The following is a 22,295-nucleotide window of genomic DNA, read 5'->3' as shown; positions in this document are numbered from 1 at the left end:
CGTTATGCAGAAATCACAAAGCGAGATTATACCACCTTGGTCAATACTCTACAGAATCTGCACGGATATGTTACTTTTCGCAAACCATAAGTTGACGGCCGGCCATTCAGGCCCCGTTTCCGGTTGAATAGGCTACGCCCCTTCTTCGGCGCCATCGGGCGCGCCTGATGCCTCCAGCTTCTCCAACCCCGCTCCCAAGCGGACGAAATCCTCCAGGGCCAGCGCCTCGCCCCGGATTCTCGGGTCGACGGCAGCCTGCTCGAAGAGCTGCGGGAGGGCGGCGGCGATGCGCGCGCCCTTCGCCCCGCGGGAGCCGAAGTAGGTCTTGCAGGAGTTCGAGAGGGTCTTGCGGCGGTTCGCGAAGGCGGCGTCGGCCATGGTGGCGGCGGCCTTGAGCGTGGATGCGGCGAGCGGCTCCCCGCCGGCACCGCACAGCGGACGGCGGTTCAGGCGCAGCACGGCGCTCTCCACGCGCGGCGGCGGGAAGAAGTTGCCAGGGCCCACGCCGAATCGGCCGGCCGGCTCGGCGTACAGGCGCAGCTTCACGGTGTAGGCGCCGTAGTTCTTCGTGCCGGGCACCGCGGCCATGCGATCGGCCACCTCTTTCTGCACCATGACGGTGGCGCTTTCCAGCGAGGGGAACTGCTCGAAGTAGTCCAGCACGACGGTGGCGGCCACCGCGTAGGGCAGGTTCGCCACGAGCTTGCCGGGGGCGGTTTCGGGTGCCCCGAGCCGTGCAAGCGCATCGCTCAGGTCGGCGGTGGCAAGGTCGAGGGCGTCCTTCTGCACGAGGGCGAAGCGGTCGGCCCACGGCGCAAGCGTCTCGGCGAGCACGGCGGGCAGGTCGGCGTCGCGCTCCACGGACACTACGCGCCCCGCATGCTGCAAAAGCGCCATGGTGAGCGTGCCGATGCCAGGTCCCACCTCCAGAACCGCATCATCGGGCGCGACCTCGGCCAGCGCGACGATCTTCTGCAGGATGGCATCGTTCACGAGGAAGTTCTGGCCGAGCGAGTACTTCGCGGTCAGCCCATGGGCCTCCAGCACGGCGCGTGTGGCGGAAGCGCTTGCGAGCGGCGATAGCTTACCCACGGCGCTTGCCACCCTGCTTCGGACGGCCGCCCTGCCCGCCTCCGCGCTTGCCGCCCTGCTTGCCGGACCCCTGCGAAGGGCGGTTCCCCTGCTGGCCGGACCCCTGCCGGGGCTTCCTCGGCCCTTGCGCTCCCGTGCCCGACGCGCGCTGCTTGCCGTGGGCACCGCCGTTCGCGGGCGCCTTGCCGCCCCCCTGGACGGGCCCGCCCTCCGGCGAGAGACGCAGCGCGGGACGGGACGGGGCGGCGGACGAAGCGTTGCGCCCGGATGCGGACGCCGGCACGGATCCGGACGCGGCCTCCTTGGCAGCATCGTCGGGCACCGGCGCCCCGCCATCGCTCGAAGCGCGCTGCCCCGGGAGGGGCGCGAGCGCATGCTCGACGGCCTCGGCCGTGATCTCGCCGTCTTCGTCTATCCGGCCCACCCAGTCAAGCACGCGCTCGAGGGCGAAGCCGGCGCATGACAGCGACGAGCGCACCACGCCCACCAGCGGCTCGAAACCGTGCGGATCGCCGCCCTCGCCCACCACATGCAGCGTGGCCGGGCGCTTTCTCCCATGGCGCGCATCGGTCCAGAAGTAGGGCTGCAGCCGGTCGAGCAGCGCCTTCAGCTGGGCGGGGGCGCCGGCGAAGTACACGGGCGACACCACCACCAGCTCGTCGGCGGCATCGATCAGCTCGTACACCTCCGCCATGTCGTCGTCGATGACGCAGCGACGGCACGCCTCCTCGGCCGTTTCGCCGTCGGACGCCCCGCCGCTTGCCGCGCATGCGGCAAGCGCCTTGCACGCATCGCACCCCTGGCAGGGCTCGATGGCGAGCGTCGACACCGGCGCAAGCGCCAGCTCGTCGTCGGGGCACTCGTCGATGCACGACTCGAACAGCAAGTCGGCCAAGTGCGCGCTGCGGCCGTCGGTGCGTGGCGATCCTACGATGATCAGGCGGTTCATAGGGGCGGCTCCTTATTGTCCGTGGGCTGCAGCCGGGGCCGCGCCGTCTAGCGTTGCGAAGGCGTCGGCATAGAACGCACGGGCGGCCCGCTCCTGCCATGCCGTCGGCTCGCGGTCGAGCAGGGTGCGGGCGTTCTGCAGAAGCTGGCGCAGCAGCGCCGCGCGCTCATCGCCGGGCGCGCACCCGCGCACCTCGGCCAGGCGCTCGGCCGTGAAGATGACGTGCTCGGGCCCGCAGGCGGTGCCGCGCAGGGGCTCGGGCGTCATGTAAGGCGCATCCGTCTCGGTGAGCAGGCGATCCGCCGGCACGCGGGCCGCGGCCTCGCGGACGTCGTCGCTCTTCTTGAACGTGAGCGGCCCGCCGAACGCCACGTAGCAGCCGGCCTCCACCCACGGTTCCAGCACGTTCCAATCCAGGTTGAAGCAGTGCAGCAGCGTTCCCGCCTCAGGGAAGCCCTCGTCGCGCATGATGGCCAGCGCCTCGTCGTGCGCCTCGCGCACGTGCAGGATCACCGGCAGGCCGCACTCCCTCGCCACGCGCAGCTGGCGCCGGAACGCCGAGCGCTGGTCGTCGCGGGGCGAGAAGTCGTAGTGGAAGTCCAGGCCGATCTCCCCCACGGCCGACGTGCGCGGATCGGCCAGCCGCTCGCGCAGCGCGGCCTCCAGCGCGTCGTCGTAGTGCTTCGCGTTGTGGGGATGGCAGCCGGTTGCGATGCGCACCCGCGGCACGCGCGGGCAGGGGTCGCCTCAACAGCGGTGGACGAGCCGGGCAACGTCCACCGCCGCCTCGTGCCTCCAGGCATCGAGCCGGTCGTAGGTGACGGGGCCGTCCTCGTACACGTCGGTTATGGTGCAGAGGAATCCCACGCCGTGCGCGGCGCAGCGCGCCAGGGCGAGCGCCGGGTCGTTAAGCAGCTGCAGGTGGGCGTGCGTGTCGGCCACCAGCCCCTCCAGCTGGGGCGCGTCGACGGTGTCCCACTTGCCGTGCTTGCGCTTGCGGTGGAACAGCGTATCGAAGAACACGGGCTCTGCAGATTCGGACATGGAGAAACCTACCCTCTATCGAACAGCCGAACGGAAGACTCCATCATATCAGAGAGCGGCGATGCCCGCGCGAACGTCCCGGTAGCACGCCAGCGCCTCCGCGCCCAACCCCTCGATGCCGTCGAGCTCGCCCGCACGCGCCGCCTGGACCACCTTGTCGCAGCGCGCACTCAGCTCCGTGAAGCCCAAGGTTCGCCGACGTGCCCTTCACGGCGTGGGCCGCGCGCTCGATGGCGGCGCCGTCGGACTCGGCGATGGCCGCGGGAAGCCGCTCCAGCAAGTCTTCCGCGGCGAACTCGCGCAGCATCTCCACCAGCAGGTCCGTGTCGCCGCAGAAGCGCTTCATCGTGGCATCCATCTCTATGCCGAGCGCCGCCAGCTTCCCGCGCGCCTCGTCCATGCCCTCAGCCCCTCTCGCCAGGCGTCGCGGCCGCGGCTGCGGCCACCAGCGCCACGTACTCGTCGCGCGGCATGGGGCGTGCGTACAGGAAGCCCTGCACGTAGTCGCATCCTATGCTCTTCAAAAACGCCGCCTGGTCGGCCGTCTCCACACCCTCGGCGATGATGGGCAGCCCCAGCGACTTCGCCATGGGAACGATGGCCTTCAAGATGCCCTTCTCGCGCTCCTGCGCGCCCGCGCCGCCGTCTCCGAGGAAGCGCATGTCCAGCTTGATCATGTCCACCGGCACGTCGCGCAGCATGCTAAGCGACGAGTACCCGGCGCCGAAATCGTCCATGAGCACCGTGAAGCCGTGGCTCTGCAGCTGCGCCACGGCCTCCAAAAGCTGGGGCAGGTTGTCGGCGTAAGCGCTCTCGGTGATCTCCAGGCGCAGAAGCGATGGGGGCACGTTGTAGCGGCTCACCAGGTCGATGAGGTTCTGGCAGAACCGCGGGTCGTAGAACTCTAGCCTCGACACGTTCACCGATACCGGCGGGCACGAGGAGCGCTGCTCGGACATCTGCACGAGCAGCTGGCACACCGCCTCGCGGATATGGCCGTCCAGGCGGATGATGAAGCCGCTGTTCTCGAAGAAGGGAAGGAACTGCCCAGGCGGAACGAGCCCCTTCTGCGGGTCGCGCCAGCGCACGAGCGCCTCGCCGCTCACCAGCGCACCCGTGGCCAGGTCGAACACCGGCTGCACGAACGGCTCGAAGCGCCCCTCGCGCAGCGCGCGCTCGCCTTCGCCCACCAGCTCGTGATTGGCGAGGAACGTTTGGTGCATGTCGCTGTCGTACAGGGCGAAGTGCGTGTTGTAGTCGCCCTTGACGGAGTGCAGCGCCAGGTTCGCGCGGTCGCACATGATGTCGACCGGCATGGTGCGATCCTCTATCTCGTACACGCCGAAGTACAGCACCACCTGACGGTCGACTTCCGTCGCCGCGACGGCCTCCTCGAGCGCCCGGACGTAATCGCCCTCCAGCGCCACGTCGTGCGGCAGGCACAGGGCGAACCGGTCGCCCTCCATGCGGCCGTACACGCCCGCCACGTGCAGCCATTCGCCGAGCGTGCGGGCTATAGCCAGCAGCACCTCGTCGCCCTTGGCGCTGCCGTACAGCTCGTTGATGATCTTGAAGCGCTCGATGTCGAACTGGATGACGGCGAACTCCTCGTCCGGATGCGCCGCCAGGAGCTCGGCGGTCTTGCGGCAGAAGGCCGTGCGGTTGTACAGCCCCGTGAGCCGGTCGTGCTCGGCCACGTGCAGGAGCTCCTGGGCGCGGTGGGCAGCCAGAAGCTCGGTCTCGCGCAGAGCCGCCTGGAGGCGCTCGCGCTCCAGCACGTGCTTCACCACGATGTTGTCCACGCGCTTGCGCGCGACCACGGGATTGAAGGGCTTCGCGATGAAGTCATCCGCGCCGCAGGTGAGCGCCGTCTCCTCGTGGGCCGTCTCGCAGGTTTCGACGATGACCGGGATGTCGGCGAGGTCGGGGTCGGCCTTCATGGCCTCGAGCACGGCGAACCCGTCCATGCCCTCCATGCCGATGTCCAGCACGACGATGTCCACCTTGCCGCGAGCCAGCACGTCGAGCGACTCGCGCCCGCCGCTGGCCTGGAGCACCTTGTACGACCCCGCGAACAGGTTCGCGAGCAGCGTGCGATCGACTTTGGAGTCGTCCACTATGAGCATGGTGCGTGGAGCGTCCACGGGCGGCCACTTTCTCGAGAGCTCGGCAAACCGGATGCAACGGGCGGATTCGCGACGTCGTGCGCGGTTTTTCACCCATCCATTATAGCCATACGCGCCCGAAACGGGCAAACGCCGCGCTTTTTCGCCAAGCCCCGCGCGCTCGAAGGCTACGAAGGTTCGGGCGGCGCGGCGAGCGGGGGCAGTCCCAGCAGGGCGCGGACAGCGTTCGTTCCGGCGAGGTCCTCCTCAGGCTCCAGCACATCACTCCCCGGATCGCGTCCCACCAGGGGATACTTCCATACCTCGATATAATCGTCCTGCTGTGCCTCCCCCTCGAGCACGATGCGGAAGCCGTCGGGAAGGCCGCTGCCGAACGTGAACGGCGTGTTCCACGAGTACATGACGAGCTGGGGAGGCTCCTCGCCCGAGAACGTGACCGCTTCCAGGCTCGCGCAGCCGTTGAAGGCGTCGGAGCGGATCTCCTCGATGCCGGCGGGCAGCTCGAGCACGGCGAGCCGCGAGCAGCCGGAGAACGCTGAGAAGTCGAGAACGATCACGCTGTCGGGCAGCTCGATGCGCTCGACGGCGGTTCCCGAGAACGCCTCGCCGCCGATGGTTTCCAGAGCGCATGCCGGCCCGAAGATGACGCTCTCGAGCGCGGTGCAGTCGGAGAAGGCCGAAGCTCCCAGATCGACGAGCTGCGACCCCTCGATATGCACGCTCTTAAGCGCGGTGCAGGCTGTGAACGCGCCGTAGCCCAGGTAGTCCACGCTGCCGGGAACGATCACGGCGCCCGCGAGACCCGCGCCGAAGAACGCCGCATCGCCGATAGAGCGGAGGTCGCGGGCGGCCTCGAAGTCGGCTGAGGTCACGCCCGCGCACCCGGAGAACGCGCCCGTGCCGATCGACGCGGTGCCCTCCCGAAGCGTCACGATGCCCGAGGCCGTGCTGGTGGCCTTGACCAGGCTCCAACCCTCCACGGCGGCGCCGGGCGCGCGCTCGGCGTACAGCACCATGCCCCGGCCCTGCTCCGCCAAGTCGAACGACAGGCTGTCCAAGTCGAACTCGAACTCGGGGTAGCCTTGCGCGCCCTGGCGCGCGAAGCCGGGGAACACCAGGGGAAGCGAGTCCGGCTCGTCGAAGGACGCGCTCGCGGCCTCGAACGCGGCGAACCGCAGCGCCTCGCAGCCGTCGAACGCCGAGGCGCCCACGGCCACCTGACCGGCTCCACGCTGGTAAAACGCCTCGAGGGCGGCGCAGCCCGCGAAGGCCTCGCGCCCGATGGACGCAACCGTCTCGGGCAGGACGACTACCTGGAGCCGCGCGCAGTCCGCGAAGGCCCGCGCGTTGACGGCGGTGAGCCCCTCGGCGGCGGGCTCGTCGCCTGTGAAGCGCTCGACGGCCGCCGGCGCTTTCACCAGCAGGTTCGATGACGGCTCGGCAAGCACTGCGAACCCGTCGACGTCGCGCAGCTCGAAATCGAGCTCCTCTAGCAGGGCGCTCGCCACGTCGCCGCCGAGGGAGGCGGCCCATGCATCAGCATACGCCTCGAAAGCGGTCGGGACGACGCACGCCGTCACGCCTTCCGCGTCGAAGGCGCCGGCCGCCGCGGCCGGGGGCTTCGCGCCCTGGAACAGCACGCGCTCGAGCGCCGGGGCGCCCGCGAGGCTTCCCGCCTCGAGCACGCGCACGGTCGAGGGCATGACGAGCGCTTCCAAGTGGGGGCAGTCGCTCACCGCGCCGGATTCGACCACGTTCACGCCCGCGGGCACCACGAAGGTTCCCGCCGCCTCCTCGAGCACCTGCTCGAGCACCACCGAGCCGTCCTCGCCCTCGCGTAGGAGCGCGCCGTCGCGCACGTAGACGTCGGGCGCATCGCCCGAGGCCGTGATGAGCGAGTTGCCCTGGAAGTCCGACCCCCAGGCCTTGAGGTAGTTCACGTAGTGCTCGTCGGGCACGACGATGACGGCGCCGTCGAGCGCGCCCAGGTCGAGCTCGGGCGGTTGCTCGGAGTTCAGGCGCAGCTCGGCGATGTTGTTCTGCTGGGGAAGCGCGACGGACGGCGTCCCCGCCGGCACGTCCACCACCGCCTTCTCCGTGGGGATGCCGATGAGCGCCCCTTCCCAGGCATCGAACAGCATGCCGTCGCGCGAGAAGTAGGCCCGGTTGCGCTCGTCCACGCGGTAGGCGGTGCGCACGGACGTGCCGTAGCTGCTGTAGAGGTCGAGCTTCTGTACCGATTCGGGTACGATCACCTCGTCGAACTCGAGGGGTTCGTCGAAGTTGTAGATCGACACCGCGTCGATACCTTGGGGGATGTCGAGCACCGTCGCGTCCTCGGGCGCGCCCACAAGATCCTGCGACCCCCAGGAGTACTGCACCTCGTAGCCTGCCGGCACCGGCCTGAACGGCAGGGGCCGCACGATGGAGAGGCCCTTGGCGGCGGGCTCGTATTGGCTGATCACCGGCGAGCCGTCCGCCGCGTCGGCCCACCCTTCGAAGTACTCCTCGAGCGGGACGGCGTCGAACAGCGAGCCGAGAATCACCTCCTCGGGGAACAGGGCGTCGCGATGGCCGTTCAGGTCGACCGCCTCGTCTTCCTCCGGGTAGTACGTGGCCAGGTACGATCCTGCCTCCCACCCCTGCACGTAGAGCTTGTAGGGGTACACCGTGAACTCGACCGTCTGCACGATCCAAGGACTCTCGGCGTTCAACCGCACCCGGAACTCCACTTCGAGCGTCTCCTCCTCGCCGAGCACGCGGGGATAGGAGCCCACCTGGAAGTTCTCGCCGAACTCGGTCAGGCGGTACTGCACGCCGTCCACCGTCAGGTAGCAGCAGGTGGAGCAGAGCAGCTTCCAATCGGTGAGCAGCTCGCCGCTGTACAGGCGCTCGACGCCGTACGCGTCGGTGATATCCATGCCGGCAATCACCTCGAACACGGGGGCGGGAGCCTCCTGCCCAGGGCTCGGCGCAGGAACGCCCTCCTCGGGGAACGCCGGCAACTGATCGCCTGTCACGCCTTCCACCAGGCCTTCCGGCAGCTTGCTCGGGCCGGGATCGGGGTCGACCGCCGGGATATCGGGGCCGGGGCCGTCGGGGCCGTCGCCTTCCCCGCCCGGCTCGCCGCCGCCCTCGCCGCCGGGCTCGTCCCCATCTGCACCACCCGGCCCGCTGCCGTCCACAACGGGGCCGACCACCGAGTTACCCTCGCCGCGGGAATCGTCCTCGCCGGCGCCGGACCCGCCGCTTAGCGTCGCGTCGGCGGGGCCGTCCACCACCGAGAACGCCGACAGGCCGTCGGAGCCTTCGGTGTAGGCGATGTCGTTGAGCTGCCCGAAGTCGGCCGGGCCTTCGTCGGCGCGGTCCTCCTCCACGTCCATGTTGGCCTCGCCGCCCGTCTCCGACTGCTCCACGTCGTAGGCCGTCGAGAGGTCGGGGTCGGGCTGCGCGCCCATCCCCGCACCGAGGAAGCCGCTGGGATCGAACGCGCCGCTGCCCAGGCCCGCGCCGATGGCCACCACCGCGCCCACGCACAGGGCCGCCGCGAGCCCGGCGACAATCACAGGCCCCAGCCTTCCCCCAATATAGGCTCGCAGCGAGTTCATACGGTCATCCTATCACAGCGCGTCCCGGTAGCGCCGCCGGAGGCGCTCCCGCACGCCGCGCGCCGCGGGCATCCCGGACGTCAACCGCCCCACGAACCGGCGCACGGTGCGCATCTCGTGCTCTCGCAGGAGCTTCCCGCCGAAGCGCGAGCGCTGCATCAGGTCGACGACGCGCTCGTACTCGGCCGTGACGATATCGGGGTAGGTCTCGGGCAGCTGCGCGGCGCATTCCAGGGGGAACCCGGCCGAGAAGGGGGTCCCCGCCGCGCGCAGGACAAGCGCCATCTGGTCGAAGAGGGCGCCCACCGCCACATCCTGGTCGGGCGAGGCCAAGCGCGCGGCCCTGAGGCGGCGCCGGCGGGCGCGCACGGCCTCCAAGACGACGACCGCGACCCCGAGCAGCGCGGCGAGCGCGAGCAAGGCTCCCGCGACGGCGGCCACCCGGGCGGGGTCGGCGTTTTCGGCCGCGCCCTCGTCCTCGGCGCCCCGCTCGCCGCCCACGGACCCGGCAGGGTCGGCGTCGGCGACATCGCCCCCGGCCATGCCCTGGTTCACCTCCACCACCTCGTCGGCGGCGTAAGGCTGCTCGTAGAAGCCCGGCGACGCGTCCACGGGCACCCACCCGATGCCGTCGCGGTACGCCTCGGCCCAGGCATGGGCGTCGGCGTCGGTGAGCACGAGGCGGTTCTCGCCCGACGCCGCCAGGCGCGCAAGCTCGTCCTCGCCGATACGGTACCCCTCAACGTAGCGGGCCGGAATACCCTGCGCACGCAAGGCCGCCACCGCGGCCGTGCTGAAGTACGCCGAGTTGCCCTCGCGCGCGTCCTCCAAGAACCAGGCGAGGAAGCCCTCCCCGGCGGGAGGGGCCTCCACCTCGTCGGCGTAGGACGCCAGCGTGGCCAGCATCGCGCGCACGCGCGACACCGTGGAGTGGAAGTCGGCGGCTTCGGCATCCCATGTCTCCTCGTCGAAGAGCAGGCGCATGACCAGCTCGCGGTCGGCCTCGCTCACGTCGAGGTAGTGCTCGTGGACGAACGCCCGGTACACCGACTCGGCGGCGGCGTAGCCCTCCTGCTGCGAGGAGCCGCCCTCCAGCAGCCATGCGGGCGCGTCCTGGTACTCGGCGTCCGCCACGTCGTCCAGCACGATGCGGTACGACCGCTCCCCCAGCAGGCCCTCAGCGAGCGTGCCGCCGTCGCGTCCGCCCACGATGGACGCGCCCTCGGCGGACCTCAACGAATACGGCGCGTACACGTAGGCGCGGTCGGCACCCACCGCCTCGAGGGAGATCGTGCAGGTTCCCGTCGGCTGGCCGCCGTTGGCGACCGACGCGTCATCCAAGGAGGCGCGCTGCTTCGCGGGCTGGAACCCCTGTTCGGAGAGCCAGGCGAACATGCCCGTCCACGTACCCTCGTAGGCGGCGTGGTCGAGCGGCTCCCATGCGCCGTCGGCGAAGGTCGCGCCCACGAACCCGCGCAGGCCCACCTGGTCTTGCGGAACGCCCTCGAAGGTCACGGCGAGCCGCTCCTCGTCGCCGCCCATGCCGGGAACCTCGGCCAGGTCGCCCTCGGGGAGCGCGTCGTCTCCGAAGCGCGCCTCGTCCACCCCGGCCGCCACCGCCCCGCGCAGAGCGTCGACCGCCGGCGCGGGCTCGTACGCCCCCACCGCGCCCATGCAGGCGGCCATGAGCGCGACGCCTGCCAGGCACGACGCCGCCGCGGCCCCTGGGGAGGCGAGCCGTCCGCCCACGGCCAGATGCCATGCCGCCAGCCATCCGCCACCGCCCAGCACGAGGACCGGCACGGCCGCGCCCGCGCGCAGCCAGAGGCAAACCGCCCCGCAGCCGAGCACGGCCAGCGCGAGGCCGACGAGCGAGCGCCGCTCCAGCAACAGCCACGCGAGCGCCGCGGCCACCGCGCCGGCAGCCAGGTAGAACACCGGGCCCGCCGCCCCCTCCGCCACGGGAAGCAGGGCGGCGTAGGCGTCGAACGTCTCGTCGAACCGCGCGATCAGCTGGTTCGCGAACGCGAACAGGCCGGCCCGCACCGTCGGGAGGGCGATGGTCGCGAATACGGCCATCGCGGCCGCGGCCGCGGCGAGCAGCCGCCCCCGCCCGAACGCGGAGGCAAGCTGCAGCACCGTCGCCGTCGCCAGCGCGGCGACCAGGAACGCCGCCGCACCGCCCGGCTCGCAGCAAGCGCTGAACGCGCAGGCGAGCCCTGCCAGCAGAAGCGCCGACGCCAGCAGGTTCGCCAGCGCGTCGCCCGCGGCGGGCCCCAGCCGCCGGCGGCCGTCCGACCGGGCGCGCAGCACGACCGTCCTGCCCGCCGGGCCGTCGGCGGGCGCCGGCCGGAAACGCTGCAGCGCCGAAACGAGGATGTTCTCGCGAGCTCCCATGTCAGATGGACACGCTCCTCACCCGTTCCTCCAGCGCGTCGACGGGAATGCGCGTGATGCGGAAGGCTTCGGCGTCCTCCACCGACTCGGCTCCGCCGGCCTCCACCAGAAGCACGCTCAAGTCGGTCAAACGCCCCATGACGCCGAGCGCGACGTGGTCGACCATCGTCGTGACCAGGACGGTCTTCGTGAAGCTGCACTCGCGCCGGTAGGCGTCGAACAGCTGCGCGGCCTGGCCGAACGAGAGCGGCAGGGGCACGGACACCAGCAGGTCGAGCGCCGAATCGAACGACGCGGGCGAGTCGACCATGGCGTCCACGAGCTCCCCCTCCGACGCGACGGCCACGTTGTGGCCCAGGCTCTGCCGGCAGAGGTCGTAGCTCACCGACGCGGCCAAGCCGAGCGCCGCCGCCAGCACGTCTGCAGGCGGGCGCTCGCCGTTCGGCAGCCTCCGCCCCAGATCCACGAGGACGAGCACGTCGTAGTTCGAAGGGTGGCTGGCCTCGCGCACCATCAGCTTGTCCATCTTCGATGACAGCTTCCAGTGGATGGCTGCCAAGGGGTCGGAGGGCCGGTACTCGCGGATGTCGAACGTCTCGCTCATGTCCTGCCCCTTGCGATGGCGGTCGTACGACGACCCGGCGAAGCGCGCCTGGGGAGCACGCTCGAAGGGGACGCTGAGGTCGACCAGCGCCGGGTAGACCGTGTACGAGCCTGAGAACGGGCAGGCCATGCGCTCGCGCCAGAGGCCCAGGGGGTCGAACGAGAGGACCTCGGCCGCAGACACCTCCACGCGCCCGCAGGCCGCGGTGTCGAGCGGGAGCTCGAAGCGCCCGCCGCGCGACGCGCCCTCCAACACGACGCGCACGCGCTCCTCCTCGCCCAGCATGACGTTGCGGAACGTCACCTCAAGCTCGATGCGCTGGGGTGCCGAAGGGCCGCGCCGCCCCACGCCGACGGCCAGGAAGAGCGGCTGCCCCACCCGGCACGATGTGGGCAGGCCCAGCTCCACCGTCATGCCCCGCGCCGCGGCGACGCCCGCCAACTTGCACGCCGCAGGCAGCAAGGCCAGGAGTGCGAGGAACGCCAGCGCCGGCGGCTCGTTCGTTCCCACGAACACGATAGCGGCGACGGCGAGCGCAGCCAGGTAGACGATGCGGGGGCGCAGCACGGGCCGACCTCGCGCCTAGCGGCGAACGTGCGCGGGCGAGCCCAGGGAGGGCGGGGCGACGGACTCCATGACGGATCGGAGGATGTCGGCGGCCGAGACGGACTCGATGCGCGCCTGGGGGCGCAGCACCAGGCGGTGCGCGCACACGTCCACGAACACCTCGCGCACGTCCTCCGGCGTGACGTAGTCGCGATCGCGCATGAGCGCGCAGGCGCGCGCCATCCGGCTGAGCGCGATGATGCCGCGCGGGCTGACGCCCAGCTCAACCAGGTCGATGGCGCGGGTGGCCTCGCACAGGCGCGTGATGTAGAGCAGCACCTCGTCGGAGACGGCGATGGAATCGAGGTAGTTCTGCACGGCCAGCAAATCGTCACGGCTCACCATGGGCCGCACGTCTTCCAGGGGGTTGGCGTGGCGGCGCGATTTGATGATGTCCACCTGGTCGGCCGTGCTGGGGTAGCCGATGCTCAGGCGCACCATGAAGCGGTCGAGCTGCGAGTCGGGCAGGGGCTGCGTGCCCACCGACCCCACCGGGTTCTGCGTGGCTATGCATACGAAGGGCCGGGGCACCGGGTGCGTGACGCCGTCCACGGTGACGGCCATCTCCTCCATGACCTCGAGCAGCGCCGACTGCGTCTTGGCCGAGGTGCGGTTGATCTCGTCGCCCAGAAGCAGGTTGCAGTTCACCGCGCCCATGGTGAAGCGGAACGACCCGGCATCCTTGTCATAGAGCGAGAAGCCCATGATGTCGGAGGGCATGGTGTCGGGTGTGAACTGGATGCGCTTGAAGTCCAGGTCGAGCGCCTTCGACAGGGCCAGCGCGAGCGTGGTCTTGCCCACGCCGGGATAGTCTTCCAGCAGCACGTGCCCGCCGGCGTAGACGGCCATGAGCGCCTTCTCGATCACCTCCTGCTTGCCCACGAGCGCCTTGCCCACCTCTTTGACGATGCTGCGCGATTGCTCGATGATCATGCGTTGTCCTTCCCCTTGCATCTGCCCGAGCGGATGCGGCCGAACAGCGCCTCCAACTCGTCGAAGTCCACGGGCTTGCCGATATGCCCGTCCATGCCCACGGCGCGCGAGCGGCGCGCGTCCTCGGCGAAGGCGTTCGCGCTCAGCGCCACGAGCGCGATTCTCTGCGCGTCGGGCCGCGCGGAGGCCCGTATGCGGCGCGCGGCCTCCCAGCCGTCCATGCCGGGCATCTTGATGTCCATGAGCACCGCGTCGAAGCCGCCGGGCTCGCTGTCCTCGTACAGCTCGAGCGCCTCCTCGCCGATGCGGGCGCGCACCACGTCGATGCCGCGCAGCTTGAGCAGCGACGTGGTGATGCGGGCGTTCACGTCGTTGTCCTCGGCCAGCAGCATGCGCAGGCCGGCGAGGGGCGAGTCGGCCGCGGGGACGGGGGCTGGGGCCGGATCGGCAGGGGCAGCGGGCTCGGCGGGAGCGGCGGGATGCGGCAGGAGCGCGACGCTCTCGGCTCCCCCGGCGCGCTCGGCGGCGTGCAGAAGCTCGCCGGTCCAGCGCGACGCCTCGGCAGTTGCGGCCGAGGCGGCCACCGTCGCCTCGTCGGACAGGTCGAGGGCCAGGTAGACGGACATGTCGCTGCCGCGCCCCACCTCGCTATCGATGACGATCTCGCCGCCCATGAGCCTGACTAGGCTGTCCGCGATGGCCATGCCCAGCCCGCTGCCCCCGAACGTCGGCGCGATGGAGCCGTCTTCCTGCTCGAACGGGCGGAAGATGCGCCCGAGGAACTGCGGGTCGATGCCCTTGCCCGTATCGCGCACGCGCACGAGGTAATGCGCCCGCCCGTCGCGGCGGCGCATCTCCTGGAACGTCACCGTCACCGACCCGCCGGCCGGGGTGAACTTGAGCGCGTTCGACACGAGGTTCACGATGACCTGGCCCAGCCGCAGCCGGTCGCCCACGACGAAGCGGTCCTCGCACTCCTTCAACTCTACGGCGAAGGCCACGTCGCGCTCCGCAGCGGAATGCCCGAAGATCGACCTCACGTCCTCGGCGAGCGACGCCAGGTCGAAGGGCCGCCGCTCCAGCTCCACCTTACCCGCCTCCAGCCTGCTCATGTCCAGGATGTCGTTGACCAGCGACATGAGGAACTGCCCGAGGCCGGCCGCCTCGTCCAGGTCGCGCGCCAGCTCGTCGGGCTGGCCGCCGTGCGTGCGCGCCAGCTCCAGCAGGCCCACGATGCCGTTGAGCGGTGTGCGTATCTCGTGGCTCATCTTGTTGAGGAAGTCGGTCTTGACCTGCGCGTCGGTGGACAGGTCGCGCAGCTGGCCGCGCAGCTCGTCCATGCGCTCGCGCTCGATCTGGGCATCGTCGAACGACACGAGGTAGCCGAAGCCGTCCAGCACGCGCTCGACCGTGCAGCGGAAGAAACACGGTTCGTCATCCCCGTCGGCGGTGAACGGGAAGTCGAACCAGAGGCGGCCCACCCCGTCCCATGCGTCCACGCGGTGCCTGATCGAGCGCCGGGTCTCGGGCTCGATCAGGCGGTAGAGGGCCTCTATGTCGTCGTCCATGCGCTCGGGCGGCAGGCGGAACACGCGCTCGAAGTTGGCGCTCACGTGCACGGGGCGCAGGTCGCCCGCCCTGACCAGCAGGTGCACCGACCTCCCCGCCTCATCGAAGGCGCGGCGAAACAGGTCGAAGTCCTCGTCAGGCCGACCCCTCTTCCGTGTGCCCAGCACCCGCGCCCCTCTCCGGCGATGCCCCGTCGCGGCGGCTTACTCCATGCTCAGGTCGATGGCGTCCGTGTCCAGGCGCGGGAACAGCGGGTCGCCGATCTCCACCGCGTTGCCGGCGGGCAGCTGGCCCCAGGCCGTGGCGGCCTCGATGTCGTCCACCGCTGCGATGTCGCCGAGCGACAGGCGGCGGAAGACCTCGGCCGACGTGTTCGGCATGAACGGCGCCATATACAGCGCGATGATGCGGATGGCCTCGAGCGCGTTGTAGATGACGGCCGCCAGCTCATCGGCGGTCTCCTCGTTCTTCGCGAGGTTCCACGGGGCGCTCTCCTCCACGTAGAGGTTCACGCGGCCCGCGAGCTTCTGCACCGCGGCGGCCGCGGCCGTGAAGTCCACGTCGCCCAGGGCACGGTCGTACTCGGCGTACAGCTCTTCGGTTATCTCACGCAGCGGGTTGGCCTCCACGAGCGCGGCGGCGGACACCGGCACCTCGGGTACCTGGCCGTCGAAATACTTCTTCGTCATGTTGAACACGCGGCTGCAGAGGTTGCCCCAGGTGTTGGCCAGGTCGGCGTTGTACACCTGCACCATGCGCTCCAGGGAGATGGAGCCGTCGGCGCCGAACTGCACGTCGCTCATGAAGTAATAACGGTACGCGTCCACGCCGAACACGCGGCAGAGGTCCGCCGGCTTGAGGGCGTTGCCCTTCGACTTCGACATCTTCTCGCCCTTGGTGAGCAGGAAGCCGTGGCCAAACACGGTGTGGGTGATGGGCATCCCGGCCGCCATGAGCATGGCCGGCCAGATGACGCAGTGGAAGCGCGTGATGTCCTTGCCCACGAAGTGGTACTGCATGGGCCAGCGGGCATCGAACTCGCCGGCGCGCTCGCCCTCGTCGCCGTAGCCGATGCCCGTGAGGTACGCCAGCAGCGCGTCGGCCCACACGTAGGCCACGTGGCCCTCGTCGAACGGCAGCGGCACGCCCCAGTCGAAGGTGCTGCGCGAGATGGAGAGGTCCTTCAGGCCGCTCTTCACGAACGACACGATCTCGTTCTTGCGCGTCTCGGGGCGGATGAAGTCGGGGTTCTCCTCGTAGAACGCGAGCAGCTTGTCGCCGAACTCGGACAGCTTGAAGAACCAGTTCTCCTCGCCGCCCGCCTTCTGCACGGGGCGCTTGCAGTCGGGGCACACGAGCTGCCCCTCGTCGTTCTTCTCGAGGTCGCTCTCGGCGTAGTACGTCTCCTCGTGCACGCAGTACCAGCCCTCGTAGCTGCCCTTGTAGCACCAGCCCTTGTCGTAGAGCTCCTGCCAGAACTTCTGCACGCTCTTCGCGTGGCGCGGCTCGGTGGTGCGCACGAAGTCGGTGTAGGTGATGCCCAGCATGTCCCACGCGTCGCGGAACGCGGGCTCCATGGAGTCGCACCAGTCCTGCGGGGTCATGCCCTTGGCGGCGGCCGTGTCGGCCACCTTCTGGCCGTGCTCGTCCATGCCCGTGACGAACGCGACGTCGTAGCCGTTCATGCGCTGGTAGCGCGCCACGGTGTCGGCCGCGATGGTGGTGTAGGCCGTGCCGAGGTGCGGGGCAGCGTTGACGTAGTAGATGGGAGTGGTGAACGAGTAGGTTCCCTTTGACATGGTGCTTCCTTACGTATCGGGACCGCAGGGCGAATGGTGCCCGGTCGGCCGCATGGACAAGCGCAACAACCGATCTATTCTAGCACGTGGGTCCCGCGCGAAGGACCGGATCTCGCCCCGAGCACATGAAACGAGAACGCCGATACACGGGGCACGGGAGCACGGCTGCAGCCAGCCGTCGCATGCCAACGGCGGACGACGCAGCAGCATCGCGGCGTTCGGCTGCTGCCACCAGGGGACGAATGGAGAGGGAGCACCCTGCGCAAGGGCGCCTTAAGTGGGCGGCAGCATGGGCATGCGCAGGTCGCGGGCGAAGTCGTAGCCGATCACCTTGTCCGAGGGGGTTTCGAGCCAGGCGCGCTCCCCGTGCGAGTACGAGGACAGCTCCGCAGTGGTGGCGAAGCTGTTCGCGAAGGCGGCCACGGCGTCGAGGCGGGCGACCTCCCCAGGGGCGAAGGCGGAGAGGTCGGCGCCGCGGCGCGCGACGATGATGCGCCCGTCGCCCTGCTCGTGGTACGCGAGCGTCGTGCCGTCCACGAGCGCGACCATGACGAGGTCGTACTGGTCGGGGACCGGGCCGTAGTCGGCGCGGGCGTAGCGCAGCCCGGTGAAGCCGACGCCCTCGTCGCGGAAGGCCGAGAAGTCCAGATAGAACAACACCTTGTTCAGCTTCGTCACGAACAGGTTCCCCACCTGCGCCGCGAGGTAGACCACCGCCTCCCGCAGGCGGTCGGCATCGAATACGCGCAAGCCCGTTTCCGGCGAGGCCGTGCGCGGCAGGCAATCCAGCAGGTCGAGACGCACCACGGCATAGTCTATCCTGCTGGCCGCCTGCTGCTCGACGGCCCGCAGCGCGCGCTCTCGGTCCCGCTCCCCCAGGCGCGGCGCGCCGCTGCGCAGACGCTCGCGCAGCACCTGGGGGTCGCGCGCCTGGCGGAGCAGCTCGGCATGCGACTCCGAGGGGAGGGCGCCGCCCTCGTAGCGCTGCACGCTGGCCACCCCGATGCCGAGGATGGCCGCGAGAACGCGCTGCGAGAACCCGTAGCGCCGCCGCAAGGCCACGATCTCGTCGGGCTGCGGAACGTCTCGGGCCTCGCGGTAGGCCGCATACATCTTCTCGAAGTTGCGATCCATGGTTGCCGCATGACCGATACGGTTGCCGCACAAGGGGCAAACAGGGTACCAAAACTTGTCGGTTATAGGGACGCCCCTGACATCGACCGTCTCCCGAACCGCAATCACCGGGGCATCGACCTCGTTGTAGCAGGCATCACAGATGGTTCTCACGGTTTCAGCCAAGTTCGGGCCCCTCCCTTCGGTACGGATAGGACAATCGATGCTCGGCTTCGTGGAACGAGACGCACACCGCTTGCATGCATCCCGACGAGAAGAAAGCCGCCAGCTTAACGTATACCTCGTACATAGGTACATAAGCGCCGAACACCCACACGTCATGAGGGCGTCCTTTGTCGTCGGAAAGAGGACCGGCGGAGTAATTGGAAACGCGCAAACCGCAAACGGTCTCATGTACCTGCCGGCCGTTGAATCCGACAAGCTGCATGAACCGCCTCTTCTTTCCTTGCGGGTTCCCCAATCCGGCGATGACGAATCGCTCGTAAGCCACAGCCCGCACCAAAGCCAGCACGGCTTCGATCTTCCATCTTTCGGCTACCTTGCCCGACATCGACCCTCGCTTAAAATCACCTCAATTGATGTGACTACCCTACATGATAAGCAAGTAGATGTCCAGAAGAATCACCTCAATTGATGCGGTTAATCGAAGTAGAACAGGTCCTCGAACTTCTTGTCGAGCGCGATGCACAGGACGAGCGCCAGCTTCGCGGTGGGGTTGAACAGGCCCGTTTCGATGGCGGAGATGGTCTGGCGCGACACGCCCACGAGGCGCGCGAGGTCGGTTTGCGACAGGCCCGCTTCGGCACGGACCGCCTTCAGGCGGTTCTTGAGCTCAAGCTCGCCGTCGTTGCCGTGGACATCGTCGATCCCGAGGGAGGGAAGCTTCATCATGGCCGGCCCTACATCGTTCCCAAGAGGTACTTGATCGCGAACGTCACGGCCCCGAACGCGGCCAAGAGGCCGCAGACGAAACTGAACTTCATTCTGAACTGGTAAAACTGCCAGAAGCCCATAGCGGCCACGCCGGAGAGCATGATGGCGCCGCCCTGACTGGTGTCCAAGCCGCGGAACACGTTCCAAAGAAACAGAAGCAGCCACATGGCCAGCATGGCGCCGACCATGACCACGCTTTGGCGCTGGTTCAGAATGCGAAACCGTTCATCGGCACCGCGATTGTCCTCGCGGCTCTTCGCCAAGATCTCCTCTTTGTTCATGCCGCACCTCCGGAGCCCTCTGATCCGACCATCCGAATGTTTCACGTGAAACATTCGTTCGCTCTACTGACAAGTTTTCTTGTCAATGTGACAAGTATACTTGGCACGCTTGAGAAACGCAAGGGGTGCGGTACGTCGACGGCATGGCACGAAGGCGAACCCAAAGAGGCACGCGCGGCGAGAACCTGCTATCATCGAGGGCATGGAACATCATGAGAACAACTTCGCGGGCCGGGAGGCCGAAACGGGAACCGGAGCCGCCGCCGCGCCCCGCCGGCGCTGGCCGCGGCGGGTGGCCATCGCGCTCGTGGCGCTCGTCGTGGCGGCGGTGGTGGCGGCAGCAGCGTTCCTCGTGTACGCGAGCGACTACTACCGCGACGAGGACGCCGCTCACGAGAACCTCGTGTCCACCTCGCAGCTCCCGGTGGCCCAAGGCGCGCATTACGTGGCGTTCGGCGACCCTGCGGCCGAGACGGGCCTGGTGTTCTACCCGGGCGCGAAGGTCGAGTACACCGCCTACGCCCCGCTCATGCGCGATTTGGCCGCGCGCGGCTACCTGGCCGTGGCCGTGGAGATGCCCTTCAACTTCGCGTTCTTCGGCATCAACGCGGCCGATGAGGTGCGCGAGGCGTTTCCCCAGGTGAGCGAGTGGTGGGTCGGCGGGCACTCGCTCGGCGGCTCCATGGCGGCGCAGTACGCGGCCGACCACGCCGATGACGGTGCGCTCGCGGGCCTCGTGCTGCTGGGAGCGTACACCGCGAGCGACCTCTCGGCCAGCGACCTGGGCACCCTCGTCGTGTACGGCTCGGAGGACCAAGTGCTCAACCGCGGAAAGCTCGCCGACAGCGCCGCCCTCATGCCCGAGGGTGCGCGGACGATCGAGATCGTCGGCGGCAACCACGCGGGCTTCGGCGCCTACGGCCCCCAGGAGGGAGACGGTTCGGCCACCATATCGGCCGAAGAGCAGCAGGGGCAGACTGCCGCCGCCATCGACGCGTACGTCAAGGCGCGCCGTCAGGCACCGGCCGCACTGCCCGCAGCCGCCTAAGCGGCGTCCCTCCCCGCCCGCAGAGTGCTCCCCCTCCCGAGCGTCACGGCGAACAGCACTCGGCCTCCACGCCTTCGGCACGCAAGCTTCAGCTTTGTTTCGCTTTGTCAACGGTTAGATGCCGTTCCGACGCCCGTTCCTATACTGATTCGAACGTACCCGAGCCGACCGTCCGAAGGAACCCCATGGCGAGGCCGCGCCGCCCTATCGCATCCGTCATCAACGCATCGCTCACCGCGCTGGCGCTGGTCGGCCTGTTCGTCGTCCAAGCTTACTTCGTGGGCGGCGCGGTGGGCCTGCTGCCCGCCGCCCATGCGGAGATGCCGGCCTTCGCGGCGGCGGACGTGCCGGACGGCCCGATCATGGTGGACTACTGCAGCGAGGCCGTGGCCGCACGCGATCCGGGCAACCCGTCGGACCGCACGTCCACGAGCGTCGAGCTGGACGATGCCTGGTTCGCCGGCGACTCCCGCCGCTACCATCACGGCATCGCCACGAACTGCGCGGTGCTCAGCGCCGTATGCAACGCGGAATCGCACTTCTACTCCGGCAGCGGCGACCGCATCCCCTACGCCGAGCAGGCCCTGAGCGCGCTCGGGTTCTCCCAGGTGCGCACCGACTCCTACGAGCTGCACAGCGCCGTGCTCGACCAGCTGGCCGCACTCGTCAGCGGCTCGCACGACGTGGCCGCCTACACGTTCGCCAACCGCCGGCTCGATACCGCACGCCACGGCGACGCCGCCGCCGGCGACGCCGCTGCCGGAGGCTCCTCCTTAGGCGGCCCTGAGGCGGGCAGCGCGGCCGAGACCCTCGTGTTCGTGGGCATACGCGGAAGCTACGGCGCGGAATGGGTCAGCAACTTCAACCTGCCGGACGCGGCATCGCCCGACGCCGACCACCGCGGGTTCAAGACGGCCGAGCAGGAGGTGGCACAGGCGCTCGAGCGCTACTTGGACGAGATCGGCGCAGACCCGGCGCGCACGCGCATCCTCATAACCGGCCACAGCCGCGGCGGGGCCATCGCCAACCTGCTGGCCGCCGACCTCGTCGACCGGGCGGACGGGCCCCAAGCCTTGGCGGCGGCCGACGCCGTCTACGCCTACACGTTCGCCGCGCCGTGCCCCACGAAGTCGGCAGAGCGCGGCGACAGCGCGTACGCGGGAATCTTCAACATCGTGAACCCCTCGGACCTCGTGCCGCAGCTGCCGCTCCCCGCCTGGGGCTATGGGCGCTACGGCACCACCGTGGAGCTGCCGGGCTACGCCAGCACCCGCTTCGCGTCGTCGCTCGCCCTCATGCAGCAGGCGTACCAGGCGAACACGGGGCTGCTGGACTCCTACAGCCCCGACGCGCTGGAACGGCTCGACTCGTTCGACGCCCAGGCGGCTCAGAGCCTTCCCACGGTGGAGAGCCTGCTGAATCCCTTCGGCATCTTCACGGCCGTGCGGGAGCTGCTGGAGGTGGACTTGGGGCTGGCGTTCACATCGCACTGCCCCGACACGTACATCGCCTGGATGCAGGCGGTCGACGCGCGGGCGCTCACGTTCACGCAGCGGGCTTAGCGCAGCTTCGCGCGGCGCTCGCGCCAATCGGGCATATAGGTGTCCATGAGGTCCTTGAAGCGCTGGCCGTGGCCGCGCTCCCGCAGGTGGCACAGCTCGTGCACCACCACGTACTCCAGGCACTCGGGCGGGTAGAGCGCCAAGCGGACGTTGATGCAGATGCGCCCGGTGGCGGGCTGGCAGCTGCCCCAGCGGCTGGTCATGTTGCGGTAGGCGAGCCGCCCCGCCTTCACGCCCATGATGGGCTCCCACGCGGCCACGAGCGGCGGCACGCACGCCTCCACCACGGCGCGCCATGCGGCCACCTCCTCGGGCGATGCCGCCGCGGCCTTCGCCCGCGGCGAGGCGGCCATCTCGGTGCGCTTCGCCTCGATCCAGGGGCGCTTCTCGCGCACGAACGACGCCACGAACGCGTCGGCGGCGTACAGCGGGGCCGACACCTCCACCTGGCCGTCGGCCTTCACGCGCAGGTTCACGTTCTTGATGCGCTTGCGCACGAGCCGCACGGGCAGCCCGTCCACCTCGAGGGTCATCGTCGTCGGCGCCGCAGCCCCTCCCCGGCGCCTCGCCGTCGGCCGCCCCGTGCGGCCCGCACCGCGCCCCGCCATGC

General features: G+C 69.5%; 19 protein-coding genes. 2 read left to right on the top strand and 17 right to left on the bottom strand.

Features of this window, described 5'->3' with window-relative positions; translation table 11 throughout:
* Positions 1 to 132: 132 nt before the first annotated feature.
* The 16 genes from rsmA to C1877_RS08990 form a co-directional block, all read right to left on the bottom strand.
* Positions 133 to 1,092, bottom strand: a complete 960-nt coding sequence (gene rsmA / locus C1877_RS09065) for a 16S rRNA (adenine(1518)-N(6)/adenine(1519)-N(6))-dimethyltransferase RsmA (RefSeq protein WP_114569070.1) — start codon at positions 1,090 to 1,092, stop codon at positions 133 to 135.
* A complete protein-coding gene (locus C1877_RS09060) occupies positions 1,085 to 2,041 on the bottom strand; it encodes a flavodoxin family protein (RefSeq protein WP_114568998.1) in 957 nt (318 codons plus the stop codon). Before C1877_RS09060 ends, rsmA begins: the two co-directional genes overlap by 8 nt.
* Before the next feature lie 12 nt (positions 2,042 to 2,053).
* The gene (locus C1877_RS09055; protein ID WP_114568997.1) at positions 2,054 to 2,770 is read right to left on the bottom strand and encodes a TatD family hydrolase; all 717 of its coding nucleotides are present in this window, start codon (positions 2,768 to 2,770) and stop codon (positions 2,054 to 2,056) included.
* An 18-nt stretch (positions 2,771 to 2,788) separates the two neighbouring features.
* Complete coding sequence (locus C1877_RS09050) at positions 2,789 to 3,085, bottom strand: hypothetical protein (protein WP_015539005.1); 297 nt, start codon at positions 3,083 to 3,085, stop codon at positions 2,789 to 2,791.
* A 43-nt stretch (positions 3,086 to 3,128) separates the two neighbouring features.
* Entirely contained in the window at positions 3,129 to 3,485 is a 357-nt protein-coding gene (locus C1877_RS09045; protein ID WP_015539006.1) for an Hpt domain-containing protein, read from the bottom strand.
* Positions 3,486 to 3,489: 4 nt separating this feature from the next.
* A complete protein-coding gene (locus C1877_RS09040) occupies positions 3,490 to 5,229 on the bottom strand; it encodes a GGDEF/EAL domain-containing response regulator (RefSeq protein ID WP_244909840.1) in 1,740 nt (579 codons plus the stop codon).
* Positions 5,230 to 5,378: 149 nt separating this feature from the next.
* Positions 5,379 to 8,777, bottom strand: a complete 3,399-nt coding sequence (locus C1877_RS09035) for a leucine-rich repeat domain-containing protein (protein ID WP_114568995.1) — start codon at positions 8,775 to 8,777, stop codon at positions 5,379 to 5,381.
* Positions 8,778 to 8,831: 54 nt separating this feature from the next.
* Complete coding sequence (locus C1877_RS09030) at positions 8,832 to 11,216, bottom strand: transglutaminase-like domain-containing protein (protein WP_114568994.1); 2,385 nt, start codon at positions 11,214 to 11,216, stop codon at positions 8,832 to 8,834.
* Between the two features lies 1 nt (position 11,217).
* A complete protein-coding gene (locus C1877_RS09025) occupies positions 11,218 to 12,387 on the bottom strand; it encodes a DUF58 domain-containing protein (RefSeq protein WP_114568993.1) in 1,170 nt (389 codons plus the stop codon).
* 15 nt (positions 12,388 to 12,402) lie between these two features.
* Positions 12,403 to 13,359, bottom strand: coding sequence for an AAA family ATPase (locus C1877_RS09020; protein ID WP_114568992.1), 957 nt, complete (start codon positions 13,357 to 13,359; stop codon positions 12,403 to 12,405).
* Complete coding sequence (locus C1877_RS09015) at positions 13,356 to 15,095, bottom strand: hybrid sensor histidine kinase/response regulator (RefSeq protein WP_114568991.1); 1,740 nt, start codon at positions 15,093 to 15,095, stop codon at positions 13,356 to 13,358. Before C1877_RS09015 ends, C1877_RS09020 begins: the two co-directional genes overlap by 4 nt.
* Before the next feature lie 36 nt (positions 15,096 to 15,131).
* On the bottom strand, positions 15,132 to 16,727 hold the full coding sequence (metG, locus tag C1877_RS09010; RefSeq protein ID WP_114568990.1) for a methionine--tRNA ligase: 1,596 nt from the start codon (positions 16,725 to 16,727) through the stop codon (positions 15,132 to 15,134).
* 273 nt (positions 16,728 to 17,000) lie between these two features.
* A complete protein-coding gene (locus C1877_RS09005; RefSeq protein ID WP_261798095.1) occupies positions 17,001 to 18,014 on the bottom strand; it encodes a type II TA system antitoxin MqsA family protein in 1,014 nt (337 codons plus the stop codon).
* A gap of 4 nt (positions 18,015 to 18,018) precedes the next feature.
* Positions 18,019 to 18,411 (bottom strand): toxin, encoded by a 393-nt coding sequence (locus tag C1877_RS09000; protein ID WP_114568989.1) that lies wholly within the window; start codon positions 18,409 to 18,411, stop codon positions 18,019 to 18,021.
* A gap of 89 nt (positions 18,412 to 18,500) precedes the next feature.
* Positions 18,501 to 18,752 carry a helix-turn-helix transcriptional regulator gene (locus C1877_RS08995; protein ID WP_114568988.1) on the bottom strand — a complete coding sequence of 84 codons (252 nt, stop codon included), beginning with the start codon at positions 18,750 to 18,752 and terminating at the stop codon, positions 18,501 to 18,503.
* A gap of 8 nt (positions 18,753 to 18,760) precedes the next feature.
* Complete coding sequence (locus C1877_RS08990) at positions 18,761 to 19,075, bottom strand: DUF6442 family protein (RefSeq protein ID WP_015539012.1); 315 nt, start codon at positions 19,073 to 19,075, stop codon at positions 18,761 to 18,763.
* A 202-nt stretch (positions 19,076 to 19,277) separates the two neighbouring features.
* Here C1877_RS08990 and C1877_RS08985 point away from each other — a divergent pair, with 202 nt between their 5' ends.
* Both C1877_RS08985 and C1877_RS08980 read left to right on the top strand, forming a co-directional pair.
* Positions 19,278 to 20,123 (top strand): alpha/beta hydrolase, encoded by an 846-nt coding sequence (locus C1877_RS08985; RefSeq protein WP_114568987.1) that lies wholly within the window; start codon positions 19,278 to 19,280, stop codon positions 20,121 to 20,123.
* 185 nt (positions 20,124 to 20,308) lie between these two features.
* Positions 20,309 to 21,685 (top strand): lipase family protein, encoded by a 1,377-nt coding sequence (locus C1877_RS08980; RefSeq protein ID WP_114568986.1) that lies wholly within the window; start codon positions 20,309 to 20,311, stop codon positions 21,683 to 21,685.
* Here the strand turns inward: C1877_RS08980 and C1877_RS08975 are convergent.
* Positions 21,682 to 22,293 carry a M48 family metallopeptidase gene (locus C1877_RS08975; RefSeq protein ID WP_244909839.1) on the bottom strand — a complete coding sequence of 204 codons (612 nt, stop codon included), beginning with the start codon at positions 22,291 to 22,293 and terminating at the stop codon, positions 21,682 to 21,684. The genes C1877_RS08980 and C1877_RS08975 overlap by 4 nt on opposite strands.
* Between the last annotated feature and the right edge of the window lie 2 nt (positions 22,294 to 22,295).

It is taken from the genome of Gordonibacter pamelaeae, assembly GCF_003340385.1.
GTDB classification, from domain to species: Bacteria; Actinomycetota; Coriobacteriia; order Coriobacteriales; family Eggerthellaceae; genus Gordonibacter; species Gordonibacter pamelaeae.
The sequence above is the reverse complement of the archived record's forward strand: the minus strand, read 5'-3'. Positions and strand labels throughout refer to the sequence as shown.

Bases quoted from the DNA above. Each gene is read 5' to 3' on its own strand.
- C1877_RS09050 (WP_015539005.1), bottom strand. From the start codon at position 3,085: ATGTCCGAATCTGCAGAGCCCGTGTTCTTCGATACGCTGTTCCACCGC.
- C1877_RS08975 (WP_244909839.1), bottom strand. From the start codon at position 22,293: ATGGCGGGGCGCGGTGCGGGCCGCACGGGGCGGCCGACGGCGAGGCGC.
- C1877_RS08995 (WP_114568988.1), bottom strand. From the start codon at position 18,752: ATGATGAAGCTTCCCTCCCTCGGGATCGACGATGTCCACGGCAACGAC.
- C1877_RS09060 (WP_114568998.1), bottom strand. From the start codon at position 2,041: ATGAACCGCCTGATCATCGTAGGATCGCCACGCACCGACGGCCGCAGC.
- C1877_RS08985 (WP_114568987.1), top strand. From the start codon at position 19,278: ATGGAACATCATGAGAACAACTTCGCGGGCCGGGAGGCCGAAACGGGA.
- C1877_RS08990 (WP_015539012.1), bottom strand. From the start codon at position 19,075: ATGAACAAAGAGGAGATCTTGGCGAAGAGCCGCGAGGACAATCGCGGT.
- C1877_RS08980 (WP_114568986.1), top strand. From the start codon at position 20,309: ATGGCGAGGCCGCGCCGCCCTATCGCATCCGTCATCAACGCATCGCTC.
- C1877_RS09030 (WP_114568994.1), bottom strand. From the start codon at position 11,216: ATGGGAGCTCGCGAGAACATCCTCGTTTCGGCGCTGCAGCGTTTCCGG.
- metG (WP_114568990.1), bottom strand. From the start codon at position 16,727: ATGTCAAAGGGAACCTACTCGTTCACCACTCCCATCTACTACGTCAAC.
- C1877_RS09000 (WP_114568989.1), bottom strand. From the start codon at position 18,411: ATGTCGGGCAAGGTAGCCGAAAGATGGAAGATCGAAGCCGTGCTGGCT.
- C1877_RS09045 (WP_015539006.1), bottom strand. From the start codon at position 3,485: ATGGACGAGGCGCGCGGGAAGCTGGCGGCGCTCGGCATAGAGATGGAT.
- C1877_RS09020 (WP_114568992.1), bottom strand. From the start codon at position 13,359: ATGATCATCGAGCAATCGCGCAGCATCGTCAAAGAGGTGGGCAAGGCG.